Genomic DNA, 22075 nt, shown 5'->3' with positions numbered 1-22075 from the left:
GGCCTTTTGATATATAGTTCATAACTGTTCATTACTTGCTAATTGTAATGTGCAGTACACTGCTCTTATCGCCGGCAGATATGCGCAGCAGATACATGCCATTGGACAGTGAATTATCGAGTATTACCTGATGGTCGATAGCACCGCGTGTGGCCTTGAGGCTACCATGGTATACCACCTGGCCCAGCATATTGGTCACTTCGGCCTGTACGGTCTCTGTGGCGAGCGTACCCAGCGTACCCCTGATGGTGAACGTACCATTGTTGGGGTTTGGCAGGATGCGCACATCCATATCTACCGTAGCTACAGGAGCTACACTTACACTGCTCATATTTACCACCAGTGTAGCGAATGTGAACTTATCGCCGCATGGATCGGTCGTCATCACCCTGCATGATACGGTATCCTTATCCTTCAGCAGGTTGGCGATGAACGAGAGTGTAGTAGCGCCGCTCACTTCCTTGCCATTGATGAGCCACTGTACTTCGGGGCTTGTACCTGCACCTGACAGTACAGCAGTGAAGGTAACAGGCTGACCCTCTACTATAGTAGTAGCATCGGTAGTGATCTGTACAACGGGGTTCAGCGGATCGACAACATTTGTCGTCAGCTCATTGCTGGCAGCAGTGTTAGCAGTGCGGCATACAGCATTGCTGGTCATAGTGCAGCTTACCACATCGCCATCGTTAGGCGCTACAGTATATACAGCACCTGTGCTCTGCAGCACACCATTGCGCATCCACGAGTATACAGGGGCATCGCCGCCATTCATGCCGGCAGCAGTGAATGTAACACTTGTGCCGCGGCAAACCTCGCCGCTGTGATCGGCAGTGATGCTTACAGATGGTGTCACATTGGCATTCACCGTCATGGTCATTGATGCAGAGGCCGTAGCAGGCATTGCACATGCAGCGCTGCTGGTGAGCTGTACGCTCACTATGTCGCCATTGGCAGGTGCATATGTATATGCCGTAGCGCCTACACCTACAGGAGAACCGTTCACCATCCACTGGTAAGCAGCAGATGTACCACCATTTACACCAGTAGCAGTATAGGTCACTTCAGAACCTGCACACACAGCGCCTGCAGCGCTACCCGACAGCGATACCGATGGTACCGATACCGGAGTGATGCTGATGCTGGCAGTACCGCTCATAGCGCGTGTACAAGATGCAATGCTTGTAGCCATTACAGAGTAGCTGCCCTCAGCCACCTGCTCGCCAAATGTGATGGCCGAGCCGTTGCCTGTAACAGGAGCACCTATTGCAGTGCTACCCATGTAGAGCTGGTAGGCGACACCTGTCTGCGATGAGGCCATACCTATGGCAACACCTGTACCACCTGCGCAGTAGCTGCCACCACCTGTCATTGTCTGTGCAACAGGCAGTGCATTCACCGATACTGTAGCTGTGCCGCTCATAGCGCTGGCACAACCTGTAGTGGTGTTAACAGCCGATACCGAGTAAACACCGGCCACACTATATGTACCGAAGCTGAGCGGGCCATTGACACCTGTTACAGATGCCAGGGCCGTAGCACCCCTGTAGAGACGGTAAGAAACGCCGCTTGCAGAGTTGGCAAGACCGATGGTAACGCCTGTACCACCTGCGCAGAAGCTGCCACCACCTGTTACGGTAACTGCATCGGGCAGTGTATTGATGGATATAGTAGCCGCACCACTCATAACACGAGCGCATGATGTGAGGGTGTTCATGGCCATTACAGTATAAGTACCGGCACCTGTATGAGTACCGAGGCTTATAGCAGAACCATTACCTGCTACAGGTACCCCTATCGCAGTACCATCTTTATAGAGCTGGTAATTGACACTAAGCTGTGAGTTGCTGAGACCTACCTGTACACCATTGCCACCGGTGCAGTAGCTACCACCACCCGTTACATTGTAAGCGGCAGGCAGTTGGTTCACTACTACTATAGCGGTTCCGCTCATGGTGCGGGTACAGCCGGTAGCGGTGTTCACTGCTACTACGTTGTATGTACCGCTTACCGAGTGTGAGCCGAAGGTAACAGGCGAACCTGTACCCGGAACCGTAGCAACGGTAGTACTACCCTGCCTCAGTATATAATTGATACCGGCCTGTGATGAAGTGAGGCCGATAGCCACACCTGCACCACCTTCGCACAATGTACCACCACCTGCAACAGAGTATGAAGCAGGCAGCGGGTTGATGCTGATAGTTGCGCTACCCGTCATATCGCGCATGCAGCCTGTAGTATTGTTGATGGCCTTAACAGTGTATGTACCGGCAACGGTCTGTGCACCGAAACTGATGCTGCCTGTACCTGTGCCTGTTACCGAGCCTACCTGTGCAGTACCATTATACAGCAGGTAAGTAACACCGGCCTGAGAACCACCCAGTGTCACCGTTACACCGGCACCACCTGCGCAGTAGCTACCCGCAGCAGATGCTACGGCATAGGCAGCAGGCAGGGCATCTACGGTCACCGAAGCGGCGCCCGTCATGGTCCTGGTGCAGCTAGTAGCGGCATTCTGTGCTACTACTGTGTAGTTGCCGGCGCCGGTCTGCAGACCGAATGATATGGCACTGTTAGTACCGGCCACAGTGGCTATGGCATCAGCACCACGATACAGGATGTAGTTCACATCTATATCGGAGCCATCTGTACCTATAACAACACCTGTACCACCATTGCAGTAGCTACCGCCACCTGTTACGCTATGCATAGCAGGCAGGGCATTTACATTTATCGCTACGCTGTTGCTCATTGTATTAGTGCAACCGGCAGTGCTGGTAGCCTTCACGGTATAGATACCTGCTGTGGTCCTCGCACCGAGGTCGAGAACGGAACCTGTACCGGCCACTGCAGTACCAGAGGCTACGCTACCTACATACAACTGGTAGCTTACACCCGTCTGCGAACCGCTGAGGCCTACATGAGCACCGGCAGTACCATCGCAATATGCGCCACCACCGGTCACGGTCTGTGCCATTGGCAGAGCAGTGATACTTACAGTAGCGCTGCCTGTCATATTCTTGCTGCAACCTGTGGCAGCGTTCATGGCAACGGCTGTGTAAGCACCGGCCTCTGTCTGGCGACCGAAGCTGAGTGTGCTACCTGTACCGGCCACTGCAGAGCCTGTCATATTACCATCGCGGTAAAGCTGGTAGTTGACACCTGGCTGCGAGCCGGAAAGTGTTACATAAACACCCTCGCTGCCGGCGCAGTAGCTACCACCACCGCTTACGGTCTGTACCACAGGCAGTGTATTCACTACTATCACTGATGTACCGTTCATGGCCGATGCACAACCTGTGGTAGTGTTCGTAGCCAGTACCGAGTAAGTACCCGCTGTGGCGAACGTACCGAAGTTGATAGCATTGCCTGTACCGGCTACAGCACCACCTACAGTGGCCGCACCATTGTACAACCTGTAAGAGACACCTGTCTGCGAACCGGCCATACCAACTGCTACACCTGCATCGCCTATGCATATGTTGCCGCCACCTGTCATGGTCTGTGCTACAGGTGTAGCGTTCACTACTATAGTTGCGCTACCGCTCATGTTGGCTATGCAGCCTGTGAGCGTATTGGTAGCCTTAACAGTGTAAGAACCTGCAGTGGTCCTGCTGCCGAAGTTGATAGCAGTACCTGTACCTGCCACCGCTGTGCCCGATGCAGTAGCACCGTTATACAACTGGTAGCTGATACCTGTCTGCGAATTGCTGAGTGATATATTCACACCTGTACCACCTGCACAGTAGCTGCCGCCACCGCTTACAGTGTATACAGTGGGCAGTGTATTTACATTCACCGAAACAGTGCCTGTCATACCGGTAGCGCAAGAAGTATTGACATCGGTAGCGCGAACAGAGTATGTACCTGCCGCAGCCAGTGTGCCGAAGTCTATACTAGCACCTGTACCTGCAACAGCAGTCCCTACGGTAGCAGTACCATTATACAACTGGTAGCTGATGCCTGACTGTGAACCACTGAGACCTACAGCAGAACCGGCACCACCTGAGCAATAGTTGCCGCCACCTGTTACAGCAAAGGCAACAGGCACAGCGTTGATGCTGATGGTGGACGTACCCGCCATAGCCGTTGCACAGCCTGCGCTTGTGCTTGCTACTACACTGTATGTGCCTGCGGCTGTCTTGAGGCCGAAGCTGAGCGAGCTGCCTGTACCTGCCACGGCAGTACCTACGGTGGCAGCGCCATTGTACAGTTGGTAGTTAACACCTGTCTGCGAACCGCTGATACCTACAGCCACACCATTGCCACCGGCGCAGTATGAGCCACCGCCTGTCATAGCCTGAGCTATCGGTGTAGCGTTCACTACTATAGCAGGTGTACCTGTCATAGCTTTTGTACAACCTGTGCCTACATTGGTAGCCAGTACTGAATAAGTACCTGCGGCCGTCTGCAGGCCGAACGACATGCCGGTACCTGTACCGGGCATTGCTATACCTACCGATGTAGCGCCATTATATAATTGGTAGTCCACGCCTGTCTGTGAACCACCCATGTTTATTGTAACACCATTGCCACCTGAGCAGTATGCACCGCCACCGGTCACTGTCTGTGCAACAGGGAGCGAATTGACAGATACGACAACTGAACCATTCATATTGGCAGCGCAACCTGTAGTAGCGTTCGTAGCCGCTACTGAGTAAGTACCCGCCGCGGTCTTCAGACCGAAGTTGAGGGCACCACCTGTACCTGCTACCAGGCCACCCGATGCAACAGAACCGAAGTACAACTGGTAGTTGACACCTACCTGAGAACCGCTGGCACCTATGGTAACACCATTGCCACCGGCGCAATATGCACCGCCGCCGGTAACTGTGAACACCGTAGGCTGGCTATTAATATTAACTGTAGCAGTGGCGTTCATTGCTTTGGTGCAACCGGTACCGGTATTGGTAGCCAGTACGCTGTATGTACCTGCTGCAGTTTGTGTACCGAAGCTGATGACACCACCTGTACCTGTTACCGCAGTACCTACTGCAGTAGCGCCATTATACAACTGGTAAGATATACTGTTGCCGGAACCGCTGAGCGATATATTGACACCTGTACCACCGGCACAGTAGCTGCCACCGCCGGTAACTGTGAACGAACCGGGCAACGAGTTGATGTTGATGGTAGTGGTACCGCTCATATCGGCAGCGCAACCCGTGGTGGGGTTAACGGCCGCTACACTGTATGTACCGGCCGCTGTCTTGAGGCCGAAGCTGATAGCCGAGCCCGTACCCGCAACAGGTGAGCCGCTGGTAACCGATCCATTGTACAGTTGATACAGCACACCGCTCTGAGAATTTTCAAGGCCGATAGCCACACCATTGCCGCCGGCACAGTAGCTACCGCCACCGCTAACATTGTATACCGATGGCAGTGCATTGACGCTGATGGTAACAGCACCGCTCATATCGGCAGCACAACCTGTAGCAGCATTTGCAGCAGATACGCTGTAGGTACCTGCTATGGCCTGCAGGCCAAGATCGAGGGCACCGCCTGTACCTGCTACGGCAGAGCCTATGGCAGAGCCATTCCTGTAAAGCTGGTAGTTGACACCGGCCTCGGTAAGTGCAAGACCTACATGTAGCCCTGTGCCACCTGCGCAGTAGCTACCACCACCTGTTACCACCTGGGCAGCAGGCATAGCATTGATGCTTACTATAGCAGCGCCGCTCATATTATTGCTGCAACCTGTAGTAGGATTAGAAGCCGATACCGAGTAGCTGCCGGCCACTGTCTGCAAGCCGAAGCTGATAGCAGAACCCGTACCCGAAGCATTGCCAACGGCCGTAGCACCACGGTAAAGGGTATAGGTAACACCGGTATTAGAACCGCCGAGACCTACTGCAACACCTGCACCACCTGCGCAGTAGCTACCGCCACCTGTCATTGTATAAGCAGTGGGCAGTGCATTCACGGTCACCATAGCGGTACCCGTCATACCTGACGCGCAACCTGTGGTAGTGATGGTACCGCGTACAGAATATGTACCGGCCGCTGTCATATTGCCGAAGCTGATGGCAGTACCTGTACCGGCCACAGATGTACCGGTAGCAGTGCTGCCATTGTATAACTGATAAGAAACACCGGACTGGCTGCTATTGAGCCCTACTACTACACCTGTTCCTCCGGAGCAGTAGCTACCGCCGCCGCTCACGGTCTGTGCTACGGGCAGTGCGTTCACTATCACTGTAGCAGCGCCGCTCATGGCAGCAGTACAGCCGGTAGTAGTATTGGTAGCCAGTACCGTATAGGTACCTGCAGTACCTTGGGTACCAAAGCTGAGCGCAGAACCATTACCTGCCACAGAAGTGCCGGTAACCGTAGCCCCACGGTACAGCTGGTAGCTGATACCACTCTCAGAGCTGGCAAGACCTACTGTCACACCTGCACCACCGGTACAGTAGCTACCGCCACCGGTCACTGCCTGTGTAACAGGCAGTGGCGTAGTACCTATAGTAGCGCTGCCGTTCATGGCGCGTGTACAACCGGTGAAGATATTGGTAGCGAGTATAGTGTATGTACCTGTAGCTGTCTGCAAGCCCATATCGGCTGTAAGGCCTGAACCCGCAAGCGGCGAACCTACCGCTGTAGCGCCATTGTACAACTGGTAGTTAACACCTATGGTAGTGCTGCTGATACCTATGTTCACACCATTGCCGCCTATGCAGTAAGTACCACCGCCTGTAACATTGAACACTGTAGGCAGAGAATTGATGGTAACTGTAGAAGTACCTGTCATTGTTTTGGTGCAACCTGTAGACGCATTGGTAGCCAGTACGGTATAGCTGCCTGCCGCGCTCTGTATACCAAAGCTGATAGCCGAGCCTGTACCGCTAACCACCGAACCTACTGTAGCCGCGCCATTGTAGAGCTGGTAGTTGACACCCGACTGCGAACCTGCAAGACCTACTGCAACGCCTGAACCGCCCTGGCAATAAGAACCGCCGCCGGTCATAGCGTATGTAACAGGCAGATCGTTGATAACAACTGTTGCAGAGCCTGTCATGTTATTGGTGCAGCTAGTGCTATAGTTAGTAGCGCGAACAGTGTATGTACCTGCTACATCCACATTGCCAAAGCTGATAGCAGAACCTGTACCTGCCACAGCCGAGCCGAACGTAGTAGAGCCGCTGTAAAGCTGGTACAGCACACCAGACTGTGAGCTACCCAGGCCTATTGCAACACCTGCACCACCGATGCAGAAGCTACCACCACCGGTAACCGACTGTACGGCAGGGAGTGCATTCACGGTAACACCGGCCGCGCCTGTCATGTTGCTAGAGCAACCTGTAGTAGCGTTCACAGCGTTAACAGTATATGTACCGGCAACTGTCTGTGTGCCGAAACTGATAGCAGAACCTGTACCACCTACAGTGGTGGCGAGCGTAGCGCCCCTGTACATATTGTAGTTGACACCAGACTGCGAACCGTTAAGGCCAACACTGACACCTGTAGCACCATTACAGAAGGCGCCGCCACCTGTTACTGTATACACAGTAGGCAGCGGGTTAACGATGATATTGGCGCCGCCCGACATAGCCTTTGTACAGCTAGTACCGGTATTCATAGCGCTCACCGTATAAGTACCTGCGCTGGTGAAGGTGCCGAAGTTGAGGGCGCTGCCCGTACCATTCAGGGTGATACCTGTGTAGGTAGCGCCATTGTAAAGGCTGTAGGCCACATTGCTCTCAGAGCCTGAGAGACCTATATTATAACCGCTGGCACCGGCACACAATGTACCACCACCGGTAACACTGTATACGGTAGGTGCAGGGTTTGAAGTAACATTGACATTGCCCGACATGTTGCGGGTGCAACCTGTAGTGGCATTAGTAGCGAACACAGTATAAGTACCTGTCACTGTCTGGTTGCCGAAGCTGATAGCTGCCCCAGTACCACCTACCGGCATACCGGTAGATGTGCTGCCTCTGTACAACTGGTAGTTGACACCAGACTCAGAGCCGGAGAGACCTACAGACACACCGCCGGCATCAGAGCAGAAGCTGCCGCCGCCGGTAACTGTCTGCACAACAGGAAGCGGATCTGCTACCACACTTATTGTGCCGCTCATGGCATTGGTACAGCCTGTTACTGCATCTGTAGCAAGTACAGAGTATGTGCCGGCCGTCTGCAGACCGAAGTCGAGGCTTGCGTTGGCGCCTGCAAATGGGCTGCCTACTGTGGCCGCACCATTATATAATTGATAGTTGACACCTGAATTAGCGAACAGCAGGCCTACATTCCTACCTGTACCACCGGCACAGTAGTTGCCACCGCCTGTCATTGTCTGTGCAGTTGGCAGCGGATCTACAACAACTGTAGAGCTACCTGTCATGCCTGCTGTACAGCTATTGCTAGCCGTAGCCAGTACGGTATATGTACCGGCAACGGTCTGGCTGCCGAACGAGATGGCAGTACCTGTACCCGGCTCTAAGCTGCCTATTGCGGTAGCTCCACGATACAGTTGGTAATTAACACCTATGGTAGAACCTGCGAGGCCTACCGCTACCCCACTGCCGCCTGCGCAGTAGTGGCCACCGCCATTCACTGCGAAAGCAGATGGCGAAGAGTTGATACCCACAGTAGCGCTGCCGCTCATGGTAGCTGTGCAGGAAGAGCCTGCATCGGTAGCTATGATGCTGTATGTGCCGGGCACTGTCTGCGGATCCATAGATATAGCGGCACCTGTACCGGCTACTATACTGCCTACAGGAGTAGACCCCATATAGAGGCGGTAATTGATACCTACGTCAGAACCGTCGAGACCGATAACAGAACCTGTACCGCCTGAGCAATAGTTACCACCGCCGGTAACGATATGCGTAGCTGGCACAGGGCTGGTAGCTACTGTAGCGCTACCGCTCATATCGCTGCTGCAACCTGTAGATGCGTTAGTAGCAAGTACGGTATAAGTACCTGTAGTTGTTTTGAGGCCAAAAGGCAGCGAGGTGCCTGTACCTGCAACAGGTGAGCCGTCAGTGGCCGAGCCTACATAGAGCTGGTAATTGATACCAACTACAGAATTGCTGAGACCTACATTGACACCTGTACCAGTGGCGCAGTATGTACCACCACCTGTAACATTGAATGCAACAGGCAGAGAATTGATAGTAATGGTAGCGCTACCGCTCATAGCCCTGGTACACATATTAGATGGGTCGGTAGCCAGTACCGAATATGTACCCGATGCAGTGAACACACCGAAGCTGATGGGGTTACCATCACCTATAACTACACCGCCTACGGTGGCCGCACCGTTATACAACTGGTACTGTATACCATTCTGCGATGAGAACAGGCCCACAGGCTGGCCGCTGCCACCTGCGCAGTAGCCACCTCCACCGGTCACTGTTTGTGCTACAGGTGCGGGGTTCACATATATAGTAGCACTGCCGGCCATGGCCTTGGTACATGTAGTAGCTGTATTGGTAGCCAGCACGCTGTATGTGCCACCTGCCGTATATGGGCCGAAGGTGAGCGCAAGCGACGAACCTGCCTGGGCGCTGCCAACAGCAGTAGCGCCATTGTAAAGCTGGTAGCTGATGCCGGTATTAGAGCCATCGAGGTATATGTAAACACCACCACCGTTCTCGCATATGGTACCACCACCTGTCACTGTATGAGTAGCAGGCAGCGGATCGGCGATAACGGTAACAGAACCGCTCATGTTGCGCTCACAACCCGTAGCTGTGTTGGTAGCACGAACAGTATATGTACCGGCTGGCAACAGACCGAAGTCCAGGCCAGAGCTTGCACCCGGCATGGTATCTACTGCTGTAGAGCCGTTGTAAAGTATGTAGTCGACACCCAGGTCGCTATTTACCATGCCTACATGCACTCCTGTACCACCGGTACAGTAATGACCACCACCATTCATAGCATATACAACAGGCAGTGTATTGATAGATATAGTAGCGCTACCGCTCATAGGGTTCACACAAGAAGTAGATGTATTGGTAGCACGAACGGTATATGTACCTGTTGCAGTGAGTGTACCAAAACTGATGGCAGCACCTGTACCTGCCACGGCAGAGCCTGTAGCCGTGCTACCATTATACAATTGATAGTTGACACCGGAAGTAGAACCCGACAGGCCTACAGACTGACCGACGCCACCTGTACAATATGCGCCGCCACCTGTAACAGAGAATACTGCAGGCAGCGCATCGATGGCCACTGCAGGTGTACCATTCATGGTGTTCACACAACCGGTAGTGGTATTAGTAGCAAGTACAGAATATGTACCGGCAACTGTCTGCAGGCCGAAGTCCGCACCGGAGTTGGCACCGGCTACAGGGCTGCCTACTGTGGTAGCGCCACGGTATAGCTGGTAATTGATGCCTACTACAGAGAAATCGAGTGTTATATGTACACCGGTACCATCTGCACAGTAATGACCACCTCCACCAACAGTGTATGCATTAGGCAGCGGATTGATAGAAACATTGACGCTGCTATTCATGGTCCTGGAGCAGGTAGCGCCGGGATTGGCGATAACCGTATAGTTGCCCGGCGTAGTGAATGTACCGAAGTTGAACGCACCGGCAGTAGTAAGTGATACTATACCACCTACGGTAGAGCCATCGCGATAAAGCTGGTAGCCTACACCCACATCACCATTAGACAGGCCAACAGGCACGCCTATACCGCCGGCACAATAGCCGCCGCCACCCGTTACACTATATGTAGTAGGCACAGGACCTACCGACACAACAGTAACATCGTTCATGTCATTGGTGCAAGATGTGGTCATATCCGTGGCCATAATAGAATATGTGCCTGCGGCTGTGACAAGGCCAAAGTTCAGTGCGCTGCCTGTTCCGGTCCTGGGTGCCAGTACTGCCGAAGAACCATTGTAAAGCTGGTAGCTGATACCGGGGTCGGAACCATCAAGGCCTATTTCAACACCTGTACCGCCCGAGCAGTAGAAACCACCACCTGTGATGGTGTATGGCGTTGGCAACGCATTTACCGTAACGGCCGTTGACGATACAGGGTCGCTGGTACAGCCTGTACCTGTATAAGTAACAGTGGCGCTATACACACCCGATGCGCTGGAAGCAGTAGTAGTGTATACCTGTGCCTGTGTAGTGGTAGTGCTGCTGTAACCGGCAGGGCCGCTCCAGTTGTAAGAGATAAGAGAACCCGAACCTGCAGCACCATTTGCATTGAAAGACAGAACACCGCCAACACAAAGGCTGGATGGTGTTGCGGTCATGTTCACCAATGTAGGCAGGTTGTGTACGGCAACACTAGCGCTTTGTACCGCCGGGCTGGTACAGCCGGTACCGGGATATGTTACAGTGAGGCTATAGTTACCACTCTGAGCCGTTGTTGTGGCCAGGAAAGAAGCGCTACTACCTGATGTAGTTGTATTATAGCCGTTAGGTCCGCTCCAGTTGTATGATGTGAGCACGCCCGTACCGGCAGCAGTACCTGCATTGAGCGTCACCGTTGTACCAACGCAGAGGTCGGTAGTGTTCGGTGTTATAGAGGCTACACTTGGCACCGTGTTAACAGTGGCCGAAGTAGTGTAGACAACAGTACAGCCCGAACCTGTTCCGTTGTTCACGGCAACAGAATAAGTACCCGAGGCCGCAGTAGTAGAGGACGGAACGCTGGCCGATGCTGTAGCAGCATTGGTTATAGCCACAGGGCCGGTCCAGGAATAACCTGTAACATCGGCAGCGCCATTGGCAGACAGGTTCAGCGTGATGCCCTCACAAACAGGGCCATCGTTCGAAGCGCTTGTCAATGACGGGGCGGGGTTCACGGTAACAGATGTAGTATAGACATCCGAAGGAGCACAACCCGGCTTGCCGCTGCCATCGCTTACCATCAGAGAATACACATGTGTACCTGTAGACGGTGTTGCGGTGGGGTTCTGAGCAGTAGTGGTCGCCAATGCCGAACCACTCCATAAATATGTATTCGCACCACCGGCCGGCATTGCGTTCAGGGTCACAGTACCGCCATTACACAGTACGCCGCTGTTAACTGGTGCAGCTATCGGCTTGTCGTTCACGGTAACGGTAGTAGTATATATATCTGCAGGTGCACAGCCATCATCGCCGCTACCGTCGCTTACTGTAAGCGAGTAAGTAGTTGTGGTAGTGGGGTTGGCGGTCGGGTTCTCATCCGATGCAGATGATATCGGCGAGCCACTCCATGCAAATACGGTAGCGCCACCCGATGGGGCCGCTGTAAGCTGGGCAGTACCACCATTACATATATAACCGTTATTGGTAGGGGTAGCTACCGGTTTCGGCTTCACTGTCACAGATGTGGTATACACATCCGATGGCGCACAACCGGGCTGTGTACTACCATCGCTCACTGTGAGCGAGTAGATAGCTGTGGTAGTAGGTGTAGCTGTAGGATCTTGTGCGGAAGAAGAAGAAAGTGACGAACCGCTCCAGTTGAATGTGTTAGCACCACCAGCAGGAGCAGCAGTAAGCTGAACTGTACCGCCGGCACATATAGGACCATCGTTAACAGGTGCTGCGATAGGTTTGTCATTTACTGTTACCGATACGGTATAGATATCGGCAGGCGCGCAACCCGACTTACCACTACCATCTGTAACTGTAAGCGAGTATACGCCTGTAACAGTAGGTGTAGCTGTAACAGCAGCAAGCGTGGTAGTTACCAGGTCGGCGCCAGACCATGCATAAGTTGCAGCACCATCCGCACCATTGGCAGTAAGGGTCACTGTACCGCCAACGCATATATAACCGTTCTGAGATGGTGCGGCTGTTGGTATGGCGTTCACGGTAACCGTAGTAGTATAAATATCAGCAGGGGCGCAACCGTCATCACCGCTGCCATCGCTCACGGTGAGTGAGTAAGTAGTTGTAGCTACAGGGTTGGCAGTGGGGTTCTCGTCTGATGCCGAGGATATTGGCGAACCACTCCATGCGAACACAGTGGCACCACCCGATGGGTTGGCTGTGAGCTGGGCAGTACCACCTATACATATATGACCATCATTGGAAGGCGCTGCAGATGGCTTGGCCCTTACGGTCACAGATGTGGTATATACATCCGAAGGCGTACAACCCGGCTGAGTGCTACCATCGCTCACCGAGAGCGAATAAGTAGCTGTAGCAGTAGGTGTGGCCGTAGGATCCTGGGCAGCAGAAGAAGACAATGAAGGACCGCTCCATGTGAACGTATTGGCACCACCGGCAGGCGCAGCGGTGAGCTGTACCGTGCCACCCTGGCATATAGGACCATCGTTCACCGGCACTGCGATAGGCTTATCATTCACTGTAACAGAAACGGTATAGATATCTGTAGGCGAGCAACCGGGCTTGCCGCTACCGTCTGTTACCGAGACAGAGTACACACCGGTAACGGTAGGTGTAGCTGTAGCTACAGCAAGTGTATTGTCTGCGATATCGGCACCGGTCCAGGCATAGGTAGCAGCACCGTTAGCCCCATTGGCGGTCAGGGTCACTGTACCACCAACGCATATATAGCCGTTCTGAGAAGGAGCGGCCGTTGGTTTTGCATTTACAGTAACTGTAGTAGTATATATATCAGAAGGAGTACAACCATTACCGGTAGTACCATCGCTCACGGTAAGTGAGTAGGTAGTGGTAGTAGTGGGATTGGCAGTGGGGTTCTCGTCCGAGGCTGACGATACAGGTGAGCCACTCCATGCGAACACGGTAGCACCACCTGATGGGTTGGCCGTAAGCTGGGCAGTACCACCATTACATATATAACCATTGTTGGTGGGCGCAGCTATCGGTTTCGACTTTACAGTTACCGATGTAGTATACACATCAGTAGGTGCGCAGCCTGAACGGGTAGTACCATCACTGACAACTACCGAATAAACAGAGGTAACGGTAGGTGTAGCAGTAGGCTGTTGTCCTGATGCTGACAGCAATGAAGGCCCGCTCCAGGAGAATGTATTAGCACCGGCCGAAGGAACTGCATCGAGGGTAACGGTACCACCATTACATATGGCACCATTATTAGTGGGAGCAGCTACCGGTTTATCATTCACAGTGACCGATGTAGTGTACTGTGTAGTGGGAGTACAACCGTTATCGGTGGTGCCATCGCCTACCGTAAGTGTATATATGGTAGTAGATGATGGTGTGGCCGTAGTGGTAGCCGACGTAGCAGAACCCGTAATAGAAGAGCCGGTCCATGAGTAGGTAGATGCACCATTAGCGCCATTGGCAGTGAGGTTCACCGTACCACCATTACATATATAACCATCATTAGAAGGAGCCGCCGTAGGTTTCGCACGAACGGTGACAGAAGTGGTATACACATCTGATGGCATACAACCCGGCTGCGTGGTGCCATTGGTAACCGTAAGCGAATATGTGGCAGTAGCCGTAGGCGACGCGCTTGCTACAGCGGTAGCCGCGGTATAACTGTCAGGGCCGGTCCAGCTAAATACGGTAGCGCCACCCGCAGGTGTAGCCGTGAGTGTTACTGTACCGCCGGCACATATAGGACCGTTGTTGCTTACCGTTGCAGTAGGCTTGGCATTCACAGTTACCTGTGTTGTATATACAGTAGAAGGGCTGCAACCGGGGTTACCGCTGCCATCGGTAACGGAGAGCGAGTATACTCCTGTTACCGTAGGGCTGGCAGTGGCCACTGCAGTAGCAGCAGCAAAGCCATCAGGTCCTGTCCAGCTATAGGTGCTGGCGCCGTTAGCGCCATTGGCAGTAAGCGTAGCTGTACCGCCCAGGCATATAGGTCCGTTATTGGTAGGGGCGGCTGTAGGTATAGGGTTGATGCTGACAGTAACAGCACCCTGAGTACCCCAGCAACCATCTGAGGAGCGTGCACGGAAATAATATGTACCTGTGGACGAAACGGTCTGCGGAGAGCCTCCCAGACCAGTGCTGGTACCGTTGGATGTAGTACCCTGGTAGAATATAGTACCATCGCTGCCATTGGAACCACCGATAGAAGTGCTGCCGCAGAAAGTACCGGCACCGCTAGCTGTGACCGTGGCAGGTGTAGCGAACACTGTGAAGGTGGCAATGTTGCCCGATGAAGGAGCGGCAGAGAATGTAGTAATATCCATTACCGATGTAACAGTAACGGTTGTAGCGCCTGCGGCAGACAACTGGCCTGCCGGTATAGAGAATGTACTCGTATTGCTTGCCATGGTAATAGAGGCCGTTGCGCCTGAAACAGTATTGGCCCCGCTTAGCGAATACGTTACCGTATAGGTGCCTGCCGCCAGCGTAGTGGAATTGACCGTAACGGTAGTGGCCGTGCTCCTGCAGGTATTGGCTGCTACTATGGCAAAATTGCTTACATCCACACAATTATTTATGGTCACCGTTACGCCACCTGCATTACCCCAGCAACCAGCAGCAGACCGTGCCCTGAAATAGTAGGTATTCGTACCTACTGTAGTGATGTTCGCTGTTGTGGCAGCTACAGCCGTTGAGGTACCTGTAGCGTTAGTACCCTGGTAATATATGGTACCGCTACCTCCGTTAGAGCCGGAGATGATAGTGCTTGAGCAAAAAGTACCTGCACCCGAACCCGATACGGCAGTAGGCAGCGGGTCGACAGCTACAGTAGCACTACCGCTCATGTTGGCATTACAAAGAGGGCTGCTGCTTGTAGCTACTACTGTGTAAGTACCTGCGGCCGTCTGGTTGGCGAATGTTATGGCGCTACCTGTACCTATTTTGGTATCTACGGTAGTACCCGAGCCGTTCTTCAGTGCATAGCTATACCCATTATCAGACCCATTGAGCCCTATGGATACGCCTGCACCGCCAGAGCAGAAGGACCCTCCGCCGGTAACTGTGTAGGTGTTTATCACAGGTACAGTGACAGTAACATTAGATGAGCTGGAACAACCGTTCTTTGTAGAGGTAACTGTATATATAGTGGTAGCAGACGGCTGGGTATATACACTATTGGTGGCGGTGCCCGTGTAGGCCGTTGTGGCCAAGGCATTGGTGTAAAGACCAGTGGTCGCGCTCCATATAGGCGCTACCTTTACTGTACCATATAATACGAAATCGGGCCTGTTTGTATTGGGTCCTACTGATATAGTGGTAGAGTTCGCTGCCGTCGCCGCATTGACACCGTCTTCGCGATAAACTACACAGCTATTGAATGAAGTGTTGGTGTTGTACTGTACCGCAGACGTAGGAACATCACCTGTCAGGTTGTTGCCAAAGGCAAAATCGAACACAAGATTGGAAGTACCATCCCAGGTATAGGTCGCCGTGAAAGGAATGATATTATCTCCTACTACGGGTGTATAATCGGAAGCGGACCTTACCACTGTAAATCCTGTCGTCACAAAACCGGAAAGAGATGAACCAGCTGTAGTTGTGATCCTGATCCTTAGATTGTTCAGAAGGTATGAACCACCAAGGACCGCAACGGGAGTATTGATAGCTGTAAAACTACTGCCTGCTACAAAGCCCATAGCGGTAAGCTCTGATGCCAGTACAAGGAACTGGCAACGTTGCGCACCATAATACATACTCAATGGCGCCGGATAACCGGTATTGGCATTCATATTCTGTCGCGTACCGAATGTCACAGTATCGGCCACCAGGCTATTGCCTGCTGTAAGTTGCTGCGCCGCCCCGGAAGAACACATAGATACCGATGCCGGACTTATAGAGAATGCCGTTGGTGTATTTGTCACCGACTGTGTGCGCGATGCGATGGTACAGCCATTACCTAATGTATAATTTATGGTAGTAGAACCGGCAGCGATAGGTGTGAAAACACCTGTAGATGCATTGATGGTACCTACGGCCGGTGTGCTACTGCTCCATGTACCACCGGCATTACCGGTAAGTGTCATATTGATACCTGCGCAGGAAACCGTTGGTCCGGTTATACTCGGTGTCTGAAGGATCGTAATAACAGCGCCTACAGGAGCCCCACAGCCATTGGAGTACGAAATGGCAGTGGTACCTGCCACCAGGCCTGTAACTACTCCCGAGGTGGCATCTACCGTACCCATTGTAGTATTGCTACTTGTCCATGTGCCTATACCACCTGTGTTGGCCAATGTGGTCGTAAGACCTGTACATACAGAAGCAGAACCAGTAATAGGCCCTGGCGCTCCGTTGACGGTAAATACCGCAGTTGCGGGACACAGACCGGCAATAGAATAACTGATGATAGTGGTACCGGCCGTGAGACCGGTTACGAGGCCACCTCCCGAAATGCTGGCCACACCGGGAGCGCTGCTGCTCCATGCACCGCCGCCTGTACTATTCGATAAGCTGCTGGTACCACTGATACATGCCTTTAATGTTCCATTGATAGGCGTAGATACAGTAGCATTGATGGTAACATTCGTTGTAGCTTTTCTCAGGCAACCACTTGTATAGCTTGCTGTTGCCGTATATGTTGTGGCCGATGTAGGGCTGGCATACACACTATTGGTAGCCGTACCGGTATATGCAGCGGTCATACCCGCATCGGTATAAAGGCCTGTGGTAGGTGCCCATGTGCGGTATCCTGCCAGTGGCACTACATAGGTGAGCGATATGTTGTCAACAGCGGGGGGTACTCCATCACCGCCACTACCATCGTTCTTCCATTTGAATATCAGCCTGAGTGTGCTTCCTACATATGCACCTACAGGAATGCTTGCTGTCACGAGTGTCCAGGTGGGTGTTGCCTGCCTGGCTGTGGCAAGGATCAACGTTGCTCCTGAAGTTGTATTGGTGATACTCGTAGGTGCGTTGTTGACCGGCGTCACAGAAGTAGGAGCATGATAGACCAATAACTGATCATAATTGGTATTGCCTGAAAAATCTTCTCCGCCGGTCTTATAGTAGAAAGAAAGATTGATGGAAGTGGTACCTGCCGGTATCGCTATGTCTTTCCATATTACAGGTCCGCTTGTAGATCCGATACTATATGTCCACGATGAACCATTATTGGATACATAACCACATCGTGCCCCATTGAAAACGGTGGGGGCAGCGCCACATGTCCAGTTATTCGAGCCAGGACCTGTAAGTACATTCCAGCCATTTTCTGCCAGTGTAGTACCGGTCTCAAAACCACCATCACCGGTAGCAGAAATGGCCGTGACAGTAGTAGTGGTAGCAGCTATTGCCGGTGCGCTCAGCAACTGAGGGGTCCCCCCCGCGCATACGCCCGATATGGCCGGCGTTATGGAATAAGATGCGGGTATAGGGTCTACCGTTATAGATTTCACAGTAAGACAGCCGGAAGCAGTATAGCTGATATTGACCGCACCTGCGGCAACACCTGTTACAACACCTCCGCTTACGGTGGCTATAGAACCATTGCTGGAAGCCCATGCACCTCCTGTAGGAGTGAACGTGTATGTATTGCTGACACCGATACAGGATGTATTGTCGCCTGTGATAACCGGATACGGAGTTCTGGTGATCAGTATTGGCGATGTACCAGCGCTTCCTCCGGAATTGGAGCAAATAAGTTTGAGCCTGTAATAACCGGTAGCCGTAATGGTAGCTACATACGAAGCGGTCGTTGCACCCAAGATATCGGTGTACGCTGCAACGTTATCGGGCGAATACTGCCACTGGTAATTGATACCGGATGTAACAGACTGCCCTGATACACCAAATGTGCTATTGAAATCGCCACAACCGGAGGTAACTGAGGCGCTCATGGTACCTGGGGTAGGAGTTCCGCCGCATGGCAAAGCAGCCTCGTGCGCCCCCACCACTGTTTTTACGGTACTTCTTGTAGTACCGTCTATATCTGTGGTCACACCGGTAGTGGTGTTACCGATGATGAGCGGTTCGTTCGTACCCACCAGATTGAGGCGCAGGTTGCCTGCGGCTGCATTCACAAAAGATATGGGCAGGGAAGCACCACCATAAGAAACAGAGTTGGCATCACCGGCAGAAGAGGTCTGCCAGCTGGTCGCGCCGCTGAATGCTTTCGCGCCGGTCCAATATGTATGGTTGGCTATCGGCGAACTGAACACATTGGTATTAGATGCGGTACTACCCCATCCCGAAGCATTTGAGGTTGCAACACCTATGTTATTACCTATAGTATAGTGTATACCTGTACCGCCGGTACGATAGTTGGCGAAAACGTTATTACGCAGATCTACAGGCGTGGTAAAAGCTGTAGTATTATAATTGCCGCGCTGAAAACCGGCTGTGGGCAGAGCGCCACTGGCTGCTGTACCTGATATGTATATTGAATTGAAGTAAGCTTTTATAGTAGCAGTACTATTGGCATTGTTCATGATACCGGTAAAAGCGGTATTGCTCGTCTGCGCATTACCCAGCGTTATCATGTTATTGATGATGGTAACAGCAGTAGTTGGGTTCGATGCCAGTATACCTGCCACATAAGGCGGGGCTGTAGCGGTGGTGCCTGTATTCTGGCTGCGAAGATCATATATCACATTACTGCTAATGGTACCATTGGTAGCGCCAGAGAGGCCTATACCAGTAACACCGGTATTGACGGCAGCAGTATTGGTAGCTACCAGGGCATTTACGGTATTATTGGCGATAGTGGGTGTAGTAGCAGCGGCAGACACAGAGATACCTGTTATACCGGTCAAGCCTGCAGTGGTAGTAGTATTAGCTGTAGCACTATACAGATCATGTACATTATTTCCGCTTATCACCGAGTTGGCAGAAGCGCCATTGATCAGTATTCCGAACATGATGTGAGCTCCTGTAGTGGTAGCTGCCTGGTTCAGGTTGGCAATGGTATTGCCGGTAATGGTATTGCTACCTGTTGCATTACAAAAGATGCCCGCCACCTGCGACCCGGTACCGCTGGTAGATGCCGTGGATGCATTGATGCTGTTAGCAGTGCTGTTACTGCCGATAATGTTGCCAGTAACGCTGAGAGTAGCCGAGCCGGTAAGCTGTATGCCGGTAATACCCGATGATATATTTGTAGTGGAACCTACAGCATTCATACCCCCTATCGTATTGTTGCTGATGGTCACCAATGCCGGGCTTGCGGCCCCTGACCCGATACCTACCATTGTCACTGCTGCAGAGAAAGCATTGCTCTGCACTATGGCGCCGGTGCCTGTACCTGCACCAATGACATTTCCGCCAAGAGTCCCCACATTCGCGCTACCTCCGGCCACGCTGATACCGAAAAAAGTACCTGTAGCGCTAGCGCTGGCACTGGTGAGGCTGATGGCCGTAACAGTATTGGACTGTATAGAGACAGGTATGGTATTGCTGGTGTTTACAGTGATACCAGCAAAAGAACTAGCGGCAGCGCCGGTCATTGTATAGATACCTGTGCCTGTGCCCGACGAATAACCGATGATGTTGTTCGTTATTGTGAACGGAAGCGTATTCGAGGTGTTGTTCACCAATATCGCCCTGTGAGCATTAGTGGTCCCGTATGAACGGGTAGCCGTTTGGTAGAACCTGTTGCCCGTTATGGTCCAGCCATCACTGCTACTGGCAATATTGATACCATTGGTAGCAGCGCTGGAACTGAAATAATCTGCAATTCTATTGTTCGATATAGTGTTGTTCTTATTGTTGTAGCATACTGCTGTTATGGTGGTATTGCCCGCGGAATATATATTGTTCACGTTCCACGCTGTTCCTGCGGCATTGCCAAGAATGGTACAATTATCTATTGTATTGTTGTTGTTGCCTTCTACTGTATTAGTGCTTGCGAATAATATACACCCACTTGTTGTAGAAGTATTTCCACCTCTTATCGTTGAATATTTTACCGTATTATTGACAGCGCCGTTCACGAACTGTATAGCAGTTCCTGTACTTGTGTTCTGTATCGTTAACGAGCTAGTGGTGCCTGTTGAGTTCTGACGTCCGTCTATCGTGACATACCTTGCACCATTCATGCTTATCAGTGGAGCGCTGGTACCCCCCATTGTTACCGTAGCCCCGGAAGCTGGCCTTATGGTAAGGATATTGCTGGAACTCGCACCCCTTATATTCCCAATGGTCACAGTGCTGGCGTCTCCTGTATAAGTAGATAGTAATTCAAGGTTCACAGCTCCATTCATACCATTGCTGTTCAATGCGGTGATCGCTGCTCCAAGGTTCGCATAGTTGCCGCCGCTACCTACAGTATATGATCCGGTCATAGTAGGCGCGGCACCGGCTGTAGCATTAAGGGCTATATTATCTATAGCTGCCGGTATGGGCTGACCGAACGAGTTATCGTTCTGCCAGGTAAATATCAATCGTATCGTTCGGCCTGCAAGATTGGTAGGGAGCGCTACGTTGTATGAGTTGAATGCACTGCCATGAGCAGCGGTGAATGTAGCCTGTACATAAACACCCGCTATGCCGTTCAGCGTTGTACCGCCTGAGGCAGCAGTAACACCATCCGATGCGGGGCTACCTGCCACAGGTGTCACACATTCCGGATTCGCTACATACACGATAAGCCTATCGTAGCTTGCCTCTCCCCTACCCCTTAGCAGGAACGAAAGATTCAGGGCGGTGATGTTATTGGGGATAGTTATATCGCGGTAGAAATGCACAACTGAAGCGGCGTCGACATTATATGTATACGCTGTACCGTTGGTAGAGATATAAGCACCATTGCCCGAAGATGAAACAACGGTACCTAGATACCAGTCATTCACACCGCTATTCACCACGGTCCATCCATTGGCCGCAAAAGTGGACCCGCTTTCAAAGCTCCCATTGGCACTGGGTATCAATGCCTGGGCTCCTGCAACTGCACTTATGCAACATGCCAATAACGCTAGATATAACTTCCTCATAAAAATGAATTACGTTCGAATAAATTAGAAACGATCTCTATGGCCTGTTCGCAAATGAGTACACCATGTCTTATGTTCACAAAGACATGGGACTCGTCTTGCTGTTAACAAAACAAACCATAAAAGAACCCTAAAAATAAGGAAATGGTTAGAATTTTAACATATACACCTCGATAATTTTGAAAACAAAAAAACATATAACATATTTAAATTCAGGGATAATACAATTAACAAAATGAAGATGTATTTATTATTTCTTACTGCATGAGACATAAATTAATACCGGATAAATGTATGCACATACTATTTCAGCATATTTTTACAGAACAAAACACACCGGTA

Annotated in this window: 1 protein-coding gene; it reads right to left on the bottom strand. The window is 51.9% G+C overall.

Annotation, left to right across the window (positions count from 1 at the left end; translation table 11 throughout):
• Positions 1-31: 31 nt before the first annotated feature.
• Positions 32-21709 (bottom strand): T9SS type A sorting domain-containing protein, encoded by a 21678-nt coding sequence (locus tag ABD843_RS01140; RefSeq protein ID WP_345077239.1) that lies wholly within the window; start codon positions 21707-21709, stop codon positions 32-34.
• Positions 21710-22075 lie beyond the last annotated feature (366 nt).

It is taken from the genome of Nemorincola caseinilytica (assembly GCF_039540515.1).
GTDB classification, from domain to species: Bacteria; Bacteroidota; Bacteroidia; order Chitinophagales; family Chitinophagaceae; genus Nemorincola; species Nemorincola caseinilytica.
Note: the sequence above shows the minus strand (reverse complement) of the source record. Positions and strands in the feature narration are given on the sequence as shown.